12 protein-coding genes and 1 tRNA gene are annotated in these 12,860 nt (G+C 67.2%); 5 read left to right on the top strand and 8 right to left on the bottom strand.

The features are described from left to right. Nucleotides 1-102: 102 nt before the first annotated feature. Together ACFWUU_RS33615 and ACFWUU_RS33610 are read right to left on the bottom strand one after the other, a co-directional pair. A complete protein-coding gene (locus tag ACFWUU_RS33615; RefSeq protein ID WP_380181578.1) occupies nucleotides 103-942 on the bottom strand; it encodes a DUF11 domain-containing protein in 840 nt (279 codons plus the stop codon). 136 nt (nucleotides 943-1,078) lie between these two features. Further along, a complete protein-coding gene (locus ACFWUU_RS33610) occupies nucleotides 1,079-3,592 on the bottom strand; it encodes an ATP-binding protein (protein WP_380181576.1) in 2,514 nt (837 codons plus the stop codon). Nucleotides 3,593-3,695: 103 nt separating this feature from the next. On the opposite strand from ACFWUU_RS33610, the gene ACFWUU_RS33605 reads away from it, so the two are divergent. The 3 genes from ACFWUU_RS33605 (at nucleotide 3,696) to ACFWUU_RS33595 (ending at nucleotide 6,213) form a co-directional block, all read left to right on the top strand. After that, nucleotides 3,696-4,334 (top strand): hypothetical protein, encoded by a 639-nt coding sequence (locus ACFWUU_RS33605; RefSeq protein WP_380181574.1) that lies wholly within the window; start codon nucleotides 3,696-3,698, stop codon nucleotides 4,332-4,334. A 179-nt stretch (nucleotides 4,335-4,513) separates the two neighbouring features. Beyond that, nucleotides 4,514-5,743 carry an MFS transporter gene (locus ACFWUU_RS33600; protein ID WP_380181572.1) on the top strand — a complete coding sequence of 410 codons (1,230 nt, stop codon included), beginning with the start codon at nucleotides 4,514-4,516 and terminating at the stop codon, nucleotides 5,741-5,743. Beyond that, nucleotides 5,740-6,213 (top strand): helix-turn-helix domain-containing protein, encoded by a 474-nt coding sequence (locus ACFWUU_RS33595; RefSeq protein ID WP_137252629.1) that lies wholly within the window; start codon nucleotides 5,740-5,742, stop codon nucleotides 6,211-6,213. The genes ACFWUU_RS33600 and ACFWUU_RS33595 overlap by 4 nt, the downstream gene beginning before the upstream one ends. A 5-nt stretch (nucleotides 6,214-6,218) precedes the next feature. Here ACFWUU_RS33595 and ACFWUU_RS33590 read toward each other — a convergent pair whose 3' ends face one another. The 3 genes from ACFWUU_RS33590 to ACFWUU_RS33580 form a co-directional block, all read right to left on the bottom strand. Then, nucleotides 6,219-6,827, bottom strand: a complete 609-nt coding sequence (locus tag ACFWUU_RS33590; RefSeq protein WP_380181570.1) for a glyoxalase — start codon at nucleotides 6,825-6,827, stop codon at nucleotides 6,219-6,221. A gap of 28 nt (nucleotides 6,828-6,855) precedes the next feature. Continuing rightward, a complete protein-coding gene (locus ACFWUU_RS33585; protein WP_380181568.1) occupies nucleotides 6,856-9,057 on the bottom strand; it encodes a carbohydrate-binding protein in 2,202 nt (733 codons plus the stop codon). A gap of 102 nt (nucleotides 9,058-9,159) precedes the next feature. Further along, nucleotides 9,160-9,786 (bottom strand): TetR/AcrR family transcriptional regulator, encoded by a 627-nt coding sequence (locus tag ACFWUU_RS33580; protein WP_380181566.1) that lies wholly within the window; start codon nucleotides 9,784-9,786, stop codon nucleotides 9,160-9,162. Nucleotides 9,787-9,856: 70 nt separating this feature from the next. On the opposite strand from ACFWUU_RS33580, the gene ACFWUU_RS33575 reads away from it, so the two are divergent. Both ACFWUU_RS33575 and ACFWUU_RS33570 read left to right on the top strand, forming a co-directional pair. After that, nucleotides 9,857-11,062, top strand: coding sequence for an FAD-dependent monooxygenase (locus ACFWUU_RS33575; RefSeq protein ID WP_380181564.1), 1,206 nt, complete (start codon nucleotides 9,857-9,859; stop codon nucleotides 11,060-11,062). Then, nucleotides 10,945-11,406, top strand: a complete 462-nt coding sequence (locus ACFWUU_RS33570) for a hypothetical protein (RefSeq protein ID WP_380181562.1) — start codon at nucleotides 10,945-10,947, stop codon at nucleotides 11,404-11,406. Before ACFWUU_RS33575 ends, ACFWUU_RS33570 begins: the two co-directional genes overlap by 118 nt. Nucleotides 11,407-11,528: 122 nt before the next feature. On the opposite strand, the gene ACFWUU_RS33565 is transcribed toward ACFWUU_RS33570, so the two are convergent. From ACFWUU_RS33565 to ACFWUU_RS33555, 3 genes are all read right to left on the bottom strand, one after another. Continuing rightward, nucleotides 11,529-11,915: a VOC family protein gene (locus tag ACFWUU_RS33565; protein ID WP_380181560.1), complete on the bottom strand. Its 387-nt coding sequence runs from the start codon at nucleotides 11,913-11,915 to the stop codon at nucleotides 11,529-11,531. A 122-nt stretch (nucleotides 11,916-12,037) separates the two neighbouring features. Next, nucleotides 12,038-12,466: a hypothetical protein gene (locus ACFWUU_RS33560; RefSeq protein WP_380181558.1), complete on the bottom strand. Its 429-nt coding sequence runs from the start codon at nucleotides 12,464-12,466 to the stop codon at nucleotides 12,038-12,040. A gap of 310 nt (nucleotides 12,467-12,776) precedes the next feature. Next, nucleotides 12,777-12,849: transfer RNA gene (locus ACFWUU_RS33555), tRNA-Thr, on the bottom strand. Nucleotides 12,850-12,860: the final 11 nt, after the last annotated feature.

Here is a 12,860-nt window from a genome sequence, read left to right as displayed (position 1 = left end):
CCTCTCCCCCCCTCGTTTCATCGCATTTACAAAAAAATCACCCCGGCGGCCGCGGGATCTACACCCCGCGCCCGCCGGCCGTCCTACTGTTTCAGCGCGTTGCTAGCAAGAAACGATCAACCAGGTCAGCGCCCGGCAGACCTTGCTCGCCTTGTCGTTCGCGGCCACCGGGTCGGTCGGTGCGCTGACGGTCCGCTGCGCGGTCGTGGTCAGCGTCCCGATCGTCAGCAGCCCCGCCTGCACTGTCAACGTCCGCGTCGCACTCTCGCCGCTGGCCAGAGAGGCAATGTCACAGTTCACCGATCGCGTCGACCCGACCCGCGCGCAGGTCGTGCTGACGTAGGCCAGGTTGGCCGGGAAGGTGCCGACCACCCGGACCCCGGTCGCGGTGCCCGGGCCGTTGTTCTTCACGCCGATCGTGTAGGTGATCTTCGCTCCGGTGGCCTTCCCGCTCAGCGAGACGGCGACGTCGGCCGGCGCCTCCTTGATGGTCAGCTCCGGTCCGTCGATGATCTCGAACGAGAAGTTCTCGCCGACGAACTGGTGCTGCAACTGGATCGTCCCGAGCGGCGCGTCGTCCTTCACCCGGAAGGTGAAGGTGATGGTCTTGGACGCACCCGGCAGTACGTCGCCGGTCCCGGCGCGGACGCTGGTCCCGAGCGTGTCACACGCCGTGGCCTCCGGGCATGACACCAGGTCGACCATGTCCGGGAGCATGGCGTCCTTGGCGTACAGCGTCGCCTTACCGCCCAGGACCGTGCCCGAGTCCGAGTTGTACACGGTTTGCTTGATCGTAAAGGTCTCCCCGCGGGCGACCGACGTCGTACTGACCTCGATCGCACTCGTCGGCGGTGCCGCGTGAGCGGTCACCGGGACCGTCACCAGTGTCGCACCGGCGACGGCCGTCACCAGCGCAGCACGAAACAACTTCCAGGCATGCATAAGCAATAGCCCCCCATCCCCATTTGAACCCCAGTAACAACTGCCCCCACAGACCGCCCTGATGGCGGTGCAAGCAGTATGGTGTGGTCGCTCACAGCGGTCAACCACTCGCCGTTGCCTTGTACAACCGCACGCCTCAGAAATCCAGTCTCAGGAGCAGATCTTCGACGCGTTCGGTGCGACCGGCCAGCCGATGACGCTCCCAGTCCGTGCGCGAAAGTGCATCGCCGACCAATTCAAGTGCCTCCGCGAGCTCCTCGTCCGCGTAGGGATTGACGATCTCCAGTCGCTCGCCCATCGCCTCTTCCGCGCCGAACAGCTCCGCCGCGCCGGCCGGATCGCCCCGCCTGAGCAGGATGTTCATCGCGGTGTTCGAGAACGCCATGGTCAGACTCGGGCTGCCGAGCGCCACCACGGTCGGCGTCAGATGCCGCGCCAGCTCGGCGGCCTCGTCGACCCGATCGGCGAGAGCGAGTAGATAGGCCAGATTCTGTCCGTGGATGGTCATCTCGAACGCATCCCCGAACGACTCGCTGATGGCCAGGGATTCGCGGAGCAGCTCCTCTGCCCGGTCGAAGTGCCCGAGCGCCTCCTCGATGCCGCCCAGATGGCCCAGCACCCGGGCCAGCCGCCAGTTGTCGTCCAGCGTGCGGAGTCGCTCGACGGCTTCGGTCAGCGTCTGCCTGGCCGAGTCCAGTTCACCGCGCTGACGTTGCGCGGTGCCGAGCACGGTCATCCCGAAGGCGATGCCGGCCGGGTCGTCGAGCTCGCGCGACATGGCCAGGCTCCGGGCAGCAACCTCGTAGCCGCGGTCCGTTTCGCCCTGCAGTAGAAGGAGGTTGCTCAATCCACGAAGGCAAGCGGCCAGCTCGGGCGACGACGTCGTACCGGCGGCTGCGACGACTTGTTCGTGCCAGCGGCGGCTTTCGGTGTGGTACGCGCCGAGCTGCCAGACCCAGCCGAGGGCCGAGCACAGGCGCAGCGCCGTCCGGAGGTCGTTGTCGGTCGCCCAGGCGAGTGCAGCGCGGAAGTTGTCGAGGTCGGCCTCTGCGCGCTCCATCGGCGGCTCGGCCATGGACCTCTTCTGGATCTCGAGTCGCTCGGCCAAGTCGGTGTAATAGGTGGCGTGATGGCTGTGGATGGCCGATGATTCGTCGGTCGCCCGCAGTTCGTCGGCGGCGTACTGATGGATGGTCTCGAGCAGTTCGACGCGCGTGCTTTCCGGTCCGTCCGCGAGCGTGATCAGGTTCGCATCGTTCAACTCTGCAAGGGTTTCCAGCGGGTCGATGCCAGTAGCAACCTCCTGGATCGCGGTCAGGTCGGCGCCGCCGGAGAAGACCGCGAGCCGGCGGAAGGTACGGCGATGCTCGGGGCTGAGCAGCTCGTACGACCAGGCGATCGTCTCCCGCAAGGTGCGCTGCCGCTCCGGGGTCACGCTGCTCGTCGACGCGATGTCGAGCGACTGGTCGACCCGGGCCAGCAGCTCCTTGACGCTGAGCAGGCGGACGCGCGGTGCGGAGAGCTCGATCGCAAGCGGAAGCCCGTCGAGCCGCCGGCAGATCTCCAGTACGTCGTCGGTGTACGCGAACGCCGGCTGCACGGCGCGGGCGCGCTCCATGAACAGTTGTACGGCGGCCGAGTCCTCGTCGGTGACGGGCAGCGGCGCCACCGGATGCTGGTACTCGCCGACCAGCCCCAGCGCGCGCCGGGAGGTCGCGACGATCTTGACGTGGGCCGCGCCTTCGATGATCTCGGCAACGATCTTGCCGGCGTCCGGGAGCTGCTCGAGGTTGTCGAGGACCAGCAACAGAGACCGCTGCGCCAGGTACGCGACGATCCGGCCGCGCTCCCGCGGCGGCACGTCGAGTACTTCGGCGATCGTCGTCCACATCACCGACTCGGACGTGGCGGCCGCGAGCGGGACGAAGTACACCTGGCCGGGGACCTTGGACGCCGCACCGATCGCCAGACGGGTCTTTCCCGAACCCCCGGGTCCGGTCAGCGTGACGAGCCGTACGTCGGGTTGGCCGAGCAGTTCGCCGATGCGTTCGACGTCCTGCTCGCGACCGAGCAATGCAGTCGCCGGAGCCGGGAGGCTGGTCGACGTACCGACGGTGCGCGGTGGCGGGAAGTCGGTCTGCAGGCCGTCGACGGTGACCTGGAAGAGGTGCTCGGGCTCCGGAATGTCCTTCAAATGATGGGTTCCGAGGTCGCGCAGCGTCACGCCGTCGGGCAGTTGCGTGAGCTGACCGGTGACCGCCGAGACCACGATCTGGCCACCCTGCGCGGCAGCGCCGATACGCGCTGCGAGATGGACGTCCATCCCCCAGTAGTCGCCGTCGTACACACCCGGCGTACCGGTATGGATCCCCATCCGCACGCGCAGCCGCTCGCCACCCGGCCACCGGTGCTCCTCCAGCCCGCGCTGGCCGTCGACCGCAGCCCGGACCGCATCCCCGGCTGTCTCGAACACGACAAAGAAGCTGTCGCCCTCGGTCCCCATCTCCGTCCCGCCGTACGTCGTCCAGACCGCCCGCAGGATCCGGCGATGTCCTTCCAGCGCATCGAGGTACCGATCCCCCAGCCGCCGCAGCAGCACCGTCGACCCCTCGATGTCGGAGAACAACATCGACACCATTCCCCCACCCATGCGGTCAGTCTCGACGGGCAGCCCTCGAAACGTCGAGAGTCTGGCGGCAACTTTTCCGAACGAGCCGGAGTCTCATCCGGTGCGCGGCCAGGGAGGCGGCGACATGAGCTGGGGGTATACAGGGATGAAGCGGTTCGGGATCGTTGCGGGGGCTGTCTCCGGAGTGGCTGCGCTGGCAGGCGCGGCGGCGCTCGTACTGAGTGGCGCGGCGCCGAGCAACGCCGCCACCGAGCAGATCAGGACGGTTGCTGCGAGCAACAGTGCGGCGGCGCCGGTGCGGTACAAGACGCGGTTCTTCATCCGCTACAGCGAGGGCAACCACGCGATGGCGGTGCTGCCGAGCACCTGGCGGCAGGTCGAGCTCGGCAACTGGCAGACGCGCTTCGACGACAGCGCGAACAACCGGATGATCCGGTTCAACGTCCAGTACGCCAACGTCAGCACGGTGACCGCGCTGAACCGCAAGATCGCCGCCCTCAAGGGCACCCGCGGTCTGCACATCGTCGGCACCTCGACGGTCGGGATGAACTCGACCAACCACCAGGGCCGGATGACCGTGAGCACGGTCGTCTACACCTACAAGAGCGGCAACACCACCCGCTGGGTCGCGACCCGGTACGTCGGCCAGCAGGGCAGCAAGAACGCCGAGGTCGAGATCTCGACGGCCGGCTCCACCGCCGACAGCAAGGTGCTCGGCGCGGTCATCAACTACGCAACGCTCTCGCTCGCACTGGCCGGCTGATATCGGGGGTGCTCTCGCACCACGAGGCTGAAGGGGCCTGGAAGCGGACTTGGTTCGCCTCCAGGCCCCTTTCTTCACGGATGTGATGGGGCTCACATCAGATGCTGGATTGCTTCGAGCTAGTCAGGTGTTCTGACTTGCATCGAGCAACTCAGCCGTCCCTGAAAGGACCCCCCTACGTGAGCACCCTCGACCTCCCAGTCTCAGCTGCTCCGCAATCACGCCGCGTCCTCAGCCGGCGCGGCAGTTTCTGGACCGCCGCTGCCGTCGCGGGAATCAGTCTGTGGACGAGCGCCGCCCCGACCACGACGTACCCCCTCTATGCCTCGACCTGGCACCTCACCCCCACGGCGACGACCGCGATCTTCGCGGTGTACCCGGTGGTGCTGGTCGCGTTCCTGCTGATCTTCGGCCAGGTGTCCGACTACATCGGCCGCCGGACCACGATGTTGTACGGCGTCGGCGCGATGCTCGCCGGCGTCCTTCTGTTCGCTGTCGCCCCGTCGGTGGGTTGGGTGTATGCGGGCCGGGCGCTGATGGGCGCCGGTGTCGGCCTGGCGTTGACGCCGGCGACAGCAGCGGCCGTCGAGTTCAGCGCCCGCGGCAAGGCGCACCGGGCAGCTTCGGTGACGACGGTGGCGACGGCCGCGGGGCTGGCGTTCGCGACGATCGTGGGTGGTGGGCTGATCGAGTACGCCCCCGCTCCGCTGCACCTGGACTACTGGGTGCTGGTCGCGGTCATCGTCGGCGTTCTCGGCGCCGTCTGGCGGATGCCGCGGCACACGAAGGACGAGGCGCAGGGCCACTGGCGCCCGCGTCCCATTACCGTTGCCAAGGGCATCCGTCTGCTCTACCTGGCCGCGGCCCTCGCCGTCACCGGTGCGTACGCCTTCGGATCGGTCTTCCTTGCCCTCGGCGCCGAGATCGTGCGTGACCTGGTCGGCACCGGGAACGTCTTCGTGATCGGCGTCCTGCTCGCGATCTTCTCGGTCGCCACCGGCACCACCGCGATCATCGGCCGCCGGTTCCCCGCGCACCGTCTGGTCCCGCTCGGCGCGGTCGTCACGCTGATCGACCTCGGTCTGCTCGAACTGGCGGCGACGGCACACTCGGTCCCGCTGTTCATGGCGACGACGATCACCGGCGGGACGGCGTACGGCCTGCTGTTCTCCGGCGGCCTCGGCCTGATCGCCGCCCACGCCCCGGCGCACCATCGTGGCGCGACGGTCTCGGCCGTCTACCTCGTCGCGTACATCCTGCAGGGCGCGATCGCCCTGACCCTCGGCCTGGTCGCAACGGCGTCCGGCCTGAGTACGGCGCTGCTCCTCGGCGTCACTGTGATCGGTACGCTGGCAATCCTGATCCTGGCGGCGGCCGTTCTCCTCAACACCCGCAAGGAGGTGTCATGAGTACCCGCACCGCCGGGCGACCGAACTGCTCGATCGCCCGGGCCCTCGACCTGCTGCGCGACCGGTGGACGTTCCTGATCCTCCGCGAGGCGCACCTGGGTACGACCCGCTTCGCCGACTTCCGTGACGTGCTCGGCATTGCGCCCAACATCCTCACCAACCGCCTGACGGCGATGGTGGAGGCCGGCCTGCTGGAGAGGCGCGAGTACCGGGCGGAGGGGGAGCGCACGCGTTGCGACTACCACCTGACGCCCGCGGGCGACGATCTCAAGATCGTCCTCGCCGCCCTCCAGCAGTGGGGCGATGTCCACGTGCCCCGCGACCAGGGCCCGACCGTCGTACGGCACGCCAAGTCGGGCGAACTGGTCGACGTCTCGTTCACGACCGAGTCGGGGACCCGGGTGCCGGCCGCGGAGGTGTCCTTCGACCCGGTGCCCGGCAGCACGGCGGATCGCAGCGACTGGCGCTGAACCTGTCAGGCCGCGGGCTCCCAGGCGAAGCCGTCGGGGTCGACCGTGCTCTCTGCGTCCATGCTCAGCGCGATGCGGTGCGCGCCGCCGCCATCGACCGGTACGCCGGCGTCCTTGGCCAGCGCCTTCCGCCCGTACAGCCCCAGCTTGACCGGCCCGGCGGCGTCGAACTCGACGTACTTGCGTCCGAAGCTCCTCGCCACGGTCAGGCCGCGATCGACGTAGAACTTCTTGCTCTCGGCCACATCTTCGCAACCGAGCAGCAGCACGACGGCGTCGATGTCGCGGGTCGCTGGGCCGGTGTCCTTCTTCGCCGACGTCGCGATCTTCCAGATCGTCCCGTCCGGCGCCTGCACGACACCGCCGTACCCCCACAGGGACTTGGTCACCGGCTTCACCACCGTCGCACCGGCCTCGACCGCGGACTCGAACAGGCTGGTGACCGTACTCGGCTGACCGACGGTGAGCGAGAGCGTGAACCCGCGGAAACCGGTCGTCTCCGCTGCCGACTCACGCACCCGCACCCGGTCGTCCAGCCCGAAGGCCTCCTTCAGAAACAGCTCGGTCGCTGCAACGTCGGCCACTTCCAGAACCACACCTTGAAGATTTGTCATGCCTCCAAGCTAGGTAGCGGCGACCGCGTCACGCTTCTTGATTCCTGACCAGCTTCAGGTAGTCGAGGTTGAAGCCGCCTGTCTCGCAGTACACCGTGATGGTTTGCTCTCCTGCCGGGAGCGTGATCTGGGTGGTGATCGATTGGTAGTTGGCCCAACCGCCGGTGTCCGGGACCGTGGCTTTGGTGAGTGTTGTGTCGGTTGCGTCGCGGATCGAGATCGCGTCCGGCGCGGGTGCGGCGGTGCCGTTGGCGACGCGGAGCTCGAGGTTGTAGGTGCCGGCCTGGGCGATGTCGACGCGGTACTGAAGCCAGTTGCCGGGTGCGGTCCAGCCGACGTTCTTGCCACCGCTCGCGGCCGGGTTGCTCTCGATGAAGTTGGCACCGCCGTCGGTCCAGCCGTGCTGGGCGACGTACGACTCCGCCTCCACCTTCTCGCCGACCGGCGCGCCGTGCGGCCTGACCGTCACGTGCACCGTGGCCTCGTCGTGCGAGGCGCCGTCGGTGACACGCACCTTGATGTCCATGACTCCGGCAACCGTGGGATGCAGGCTCAGGGTGTTGCCGTCGAGGCTGACGCCGGCCGGCAGATCGGTCGCGTAGTAGGCGAGCTTGTCGTGGTCGCGATCGGTTGCCTTCAACTGGATCTGCGTGGTCTGGTACTGGTCAGCAACCACGTCCGGGACGTCCTGCAACACCGGCGCGTGGTCCCGGCGCGGCACGTCACCATGCCATCGGTACGTCGCGTACGCGTTCGCCGGCACCGTCACCATGAACGACTTCCCCGCCATCGTCACGCGGACCTTGCTCGGGGCTACATTGGAGTTGCCAATGATCGCGACAAAGTTCTCATGGGCATCCTTGTACACCACGTTGCTGATGCCATTGGCCGTCGCGCTCGACTCGACCCGCGTGTGCTCCGGTCCGAGGTACTTCGCGAACTGCCCCATCGCGTACAGCTCGTCCCGCACCGTGAACGTCTTCGTGTTCGTGTCGACGGTGACGAGACGGTTCGGCCACTTCGTCGTACGTCCGACCTCTTCCCAGTCGACGTTGTTGTCCCGCGCCGGCGTCCAGTGCAGCGTGCCGCCGTCCTGGTCGGTCGTCTGCGCCCACATGATGTACGACGACGCGTCGAGCCGGAAGTAGTTCAGGATCGTTGCCGGAGACAAGTCACTCGTCTCGGTCATGTGCACGGGCTTCCCGAACTCCTCGAACGCATCGCGCATCACCGTCGGGTCGCCCCAGTACGGATGGAACGCGATCGCATCCGCGGCCTTCTCAGCCTTCGGATCATTGAAGATCCGGTAGTAGTTCTTCGTCTCCGTGCTGTTCGGATCCCGCCAGTCCCAGAAGTTGAAGTCGTGCACGTAGAGGTCCGTGTGCAGCCCGGCGCGGCGTACCTCCCGCTTGATTGCCACCGACAACTTCTGCTGCTGTTCGACGCTGATGTCCATCGCCGGATAGACCACATCGATCCCCGGCTCGTTGAGCAGCGTCAACGCATCGACGTTGATCCCGTGCTTCGCGTACGCCTGCAGGTATTTCACGTAGTACTTCGCGAACACGTCGATGCAGTCGTCGCGGAGCTTGCCGACCTGGTGATAGGTCGTCGTACTCCCGGGGTTCAACGCGACCTCGCCGGTGAACCGGTTGTTGGTCTTCATCCAGGCGGGCGCGCTCCACGCCGACGCGAAGAACGTCGCCCGCGGGTTGTATTTCTGGATCAGCTTGACCGTGTCGACGATGTGCAGATCGACGTCCCGCTTGATCGAGAAGTACTTCAGGCCGCGGTCCTCGGTCACGCCGGCCGGCAATTCGTCGTACGACCAGAACGGCAGGTGCTCGATCAGATCCGGACTCCCGATCGTGAGCCGGAACCGGTCGAAACCGGCGCCCGTCTTGGGATCGGCGAGGAGTTTGATGGCCTGCTCCCGCTCGGCCGGGGTCAGCTTCCAGAGGTTGGAGACGCTGGTCTCGTCCAGCGAGAAGCCGACACCGGAGTACTTCTGCCTCAGCGTGCTGGGATCCACGACCACCGTCGCATCGACCGGGCTGGTGTCATCGTTCCCGACGTACGTCGTCGGCAGCGGCTGCCAGGTCTGCGCCGAGCCGCTGGAGTACGTGCCGCTCACCACCGCCCCACGCTGAGCCGCCGCCGGCACGCCGGCCGTGGCCAACCCGCCGGCGACCACTCCGACAACAACCGCAACTCCAAGAGTCCGCCTCACAAACCCTCCAAAGTCGGTGGAAAGCCCTTACAAGCAGGCCGACTCTAGGTCGCGAACTCCCTCCCCAACACCCCCTGCCGGTTCCGGAACTGGTTCCGCAACTCAGCGGCCGTACTGACCGATGCCGCCTTCGAGCAGATCGAAGGTCTGATCGATGACGTCGACCTGCTCCCGACGTACCTGCTTGTCCGGCCGTCCGGCGATCAACTTGTCGACGGCGACGCGCGGCACGATCGTGACGGCGGTCGCGATCAGGTTGGCGACGACCTCGGCCTGTAGGCCCGGTCCGACCTCGGATTCGAGCAGCGCTTTGAGAGAGTCGGCCAGCTCACGGGTGTGCTCGAGCGTACGACGTACGAGCGCCGGGCTCGCGTCGACGATCTGGTAGAAGCCCTCGGTGCCATCCCGGGCGCCGGACAGCGGGTGCTGGGCCGCGAGGAGCTCGTGCAGATAGCGCCGTACGGCGGCGACGACGGACTCACCGGGCTCGCGGTCGCGGATGGCCCGACTCAGATCGTCGACGAGATCCGCCTGCCGATCCAGGAACAGGTCCTCCTTGCGCGGGAAGTAGTTGAAGACCGTCATCCGCGCGACGTTGGCCGCCTCCGCGACCTCGGCGATCGTGACGTTGTCGAACCCACGCTCGATGAACAGCCCCGACGCCACGTCCGCGATCCGCCGACGGCTCTCCCGCTTCTTCCGCTCCCGGAGCCCGAGCCGCTCATCCATGACAGATAGCATACTCGACATAAATTTGGACCGGGTACATTATTTGGTAGACGACGATCTGGGAGTTGATATGGACTACGACGTGGTGGTGGCCGGCGCAGGGCCGGTCGGACTCATGCTCGCCTGCGAGCTGCGACTGGCCGGGGTGGACGTGCTGGTGGTCGAGCGGCTGACCGAGCCGGACCTGACGATCAAGGCGGGATCTATCAACCTGCCGACGGCGGAAGCCTTGTACCGCAGGGGTTTGCTGCCTGCGCTGCAGGAACAGCAACAGCTGATGCTCCAGCAGTTCGCGCGTATGGCGGGCGTATCGGCTCCTGCACCGTCTGGTGACGTGGCTTCTGGCCCGACTCCTGCGCCGCCGAAGCGGCCGCCGATCGCCGGTCACTTCGGCGGCATCCTGGTCGGCGCGGAGAACGTCGACTTCGCCGACCCCGAGTTCCGCGACGCCGGCCCGGCCTCCAGCATCTTCCTGGTCAACCAGCAGACCATCGAACTGGTCCTCGCCGAACGCGCCACCGAACTGGGCGTCGACGTACGCCGCGGCGTCGAGCTGACCGGGTTTGTTGCCGACGACAACGGCGTACGCGTCCAGCTGGGCGACGAGGAAGTGGCGGCCGGCTGGCTCGTCGGCTGCGACGGCGGCCGCAGCATCGTCCGCAAACTGGCCGGTTTCGACTTCATCGGCACCGACCCCGAGATCACCGGCCACCAAGCCATGGTCGAACTGGAAGGCGCCGAGAACCTGACCCTCGGCTGGCACAGCACCGACACCGGCATCTACGCATACGGCCCGATCCCCGGCCGCATCCTCACCGTCGAGTTCGACGGCCCACCCATCGACCGCGACGCCCCCATCACCGCCGCCGAACTCGAATCCAGCCTCCGCAACGTAACCGGCGCCGACGTCACCATCACCAAGGTCATCACCGCAACCCGCTTCACCGACAACGCCCGCCAAGCAACCACGTACCGCAAAGGCCGAATCCTCCTGGCCGGCGACGCCGCCCACGTCCACTCCCCCTTCGGCGGCCAAGGCCTCAACCTAGGCATAGGCGACGCCGTAAACCTCGGCTGGAAACTAGCCGCCACCATTAACGGTTGGGCCCCCGACACCCTCCTAGACACCTACACCACCGAACGCCACCCGATCGGCGAGTGGGTCCTCGACTGGACCAGAGCCCAAATAACAATCATGCGCCCCGACCGCCACGCCCGAGCCCTACGCCCAGTCATCGCCGACCTCCTCAACACCCCAACGGCGCAACCTACCTAGCCAAGAAACTCTCCGGCACCTGGCAACGCTACGACCTAGGTGACTCCCACCCCCTAGCAGGCACCTCAGCCCCCGACCTAGAACTCGCCGACGGCACCCGCCTCGCCGACCATCTCCAGCACGGAACGGCCGTCCTCCTCAACCTCACCGACTCCCCGCACCTGGGCGACCTCACCGGCCCTTGGTCCGATCGTCTCCAGCTCATCAACACCAAGCCCACAACCCCACCGCCGGCAACCACCCTCCTCATCCGCCCCGACGGCCACATCGCCTGGGCCACCGACACCAACGACCACAACGGCCTCGTCCCCGCCCTCCACACCTGGCTGGGCGACCCGGCCTGACAAGTCCCCACGACTCCACCGGCTGCCGCCACGCTCCGGCCGGTGGAGTCCCGGCCTCGCATGCGCGCCCTAAGACATCCTGCAGTCTCTGCCAGACGGCCGCGTCGGCACGGCCATCAGGATCAGCCAGTGCCGCTGCCGTACGGGCGTGTGATGATCTCGAGCCAATGCCCGTCAGGGCCCTCCCAGTACAGGCCGCGGCCGCCGTCGCCCTGGTTGATCTCTTGCGGTTGGCGCTTGAACGGATCGGCCCACCACTTGCGACCCTCGTCCCTCAACCGACCGAGGATGCGGTCGAAATCCTCTTCGCTCACGAGGAAGGCGTAGTGCTGGCCGTGGATCTCGCCCTCGGTGTCCATGAAGTCCAGACTCGCCCCGTTGTCCAACTTCAGCTCGGCGAACGGTCCGTACGCTCTCGCCTCCGGCAGACCGAGCAACTGACCGACATCGCGAGCAGCAGCCCATCGGTCCCTCACATGCACAATTGTGTGGTTCAGTTCGATACTCATCGGACTCTCCCGTGGCCTGTCGTCAGCTGGCAGCGTGCACACCACTCTCCGCCCAAAGCCCATTCCCGTGAAGGCCCCTGCGATTCCGGTGTAGGTCAGCGGGGTCGTCTCACCTACAGACGTCAGTCGTCGGCTGGGATCTCGGGGAGGTAGTCGACCTCGCAGCTGTAGTAGCGCATTGACAGTGCGGCGCGCTGGACGTCAATGGCGCCCTCGCCGACGGCGAGGACATGGTTGAGCCACCGGTGGGGTTCATGGTCGGTCTGGAAGGTCAGGACGTGCAGGCCCGAACCGTCGGCGAGGTTCGAGAGTCCGGTCAGCCGGAACATCACGAAGCCGCCATCGCCAACGTCGACCATCCCGCGGGCGTCCGGGTGGGCGTACCCGCCCTGGAGCCTGGGGTTGTTGGACCACCGCGCGGTGCCGGTGAGCCGCCCGGTAAAGGCCGCGGTCCCCTGCCCGTAGAGCAGCCCATCGCCCGCCGCCGACGGCTCGATCGTCTCGACCAGGTCGTAGCGCCACTCCACATCACAGAGATGCTCAAGCTTCAAGATCCACCTCCCAGCCGCCCTCCCGACGACATTCCTCCCTCCCTGTCCGGTCCGCAACCCGCGCCTGCGCTCGTCGCTCGCGGAGATGTCGCGATGAGGTTGTAGTGGTCGGCGCAACGGGTAGCTCGGTGCCGCCTACCGCAGCCGACAAGACCCGGCGATAGCCGGACAGGGAAGGCCGGCGCTGAGCCGGGGGTGGGTGGGGGCGTGTGGAGCAGGTGTGCCGAGGAACGGAGCGACGAGAGACGCCTGCGTAGCGCGCGGGGGCTGACGCAGTACGTCTGGCGGACCGCAGTACGTCGTACTTGAGAGCCGGTGAGGGGACTCGAACCCCTAACCCCCGCTTTACAAGAGCGGTGCGCTGCCAGTTGCGCCACACCGGCGGGTGTGCGGG

It is taken from the genome of Kribbella sp. NPDC058693 (assembly GCF_042715335.1).
Lineage (GTDB): Bacteria > Actinomycetota > Actinomycetes > Propionibacteriales > Kribbellaceae > Kribbella > Kribbella jiaozuonensis.
Note: the sequence above shows the minus strand (reverse complement) of the source record. Positions and strands in the feature narration are given on the sequence as shown.

Coding starts and splice junctions, on each gene's coding strand:
- ACFWUU_RS33595 (WP_137252629.1), top strand. CDS start 5,740: ATGAGTACCCGCACCGCCGGGCGACCGAACTGCTCGATCGCCCGGGCC.
- ACFWUU_RS33610 (WP_380181576.1), bottom strand. CDS start 3,592: ATGGGTGGGGGAATGGTGTCGATGTTGTTCTCCGACATCGAGGGGTCG.
- ACFWUU_RS33580 (WP_380181566.1), bottom strand. CDS start 9,786: ATGGATGAGCGGCTCGGGCTCCGGGAGCGGAAGAAGCGGGAGAGCCGT.
- ACFWUU_RS33565 (WP_380181560.1), bottom strand. CDS start 11,915: ATGAGTATCGAACTGAACCACACAATTGTGCATGTGAGGGACCGATGG.
- ACFWUU_RS33615 (WP_380181578.1), bottom strand. CDS start 942: ATGCATGCCTGGAAGTTGTTTCGTGCTGCGCTGGTGACGGCCGTCGCC.
- ACFWUU_RS33590 (WP_380181570.1), bottom strand. CDS start 6,827: ATGACAAATCTTCAAGGTGTGGTTCTGGAAGTGGCCGACGTTGCAGCG.
- ACFWUU_RS33575 (WP_380181564.1), top strand. CDS start 9,857: ATGGACTACGACGTGGTGGTGGCCGGCGCAGGGCCGGTCGGACTCATG.
- ACFWUU_RS33605 (WP_380181574.1), top strand. CDS start 3,696: ATGAGCTGGGGGTATACAGGGATGAAGCGGTTCGGGATCGTTGCGGGG.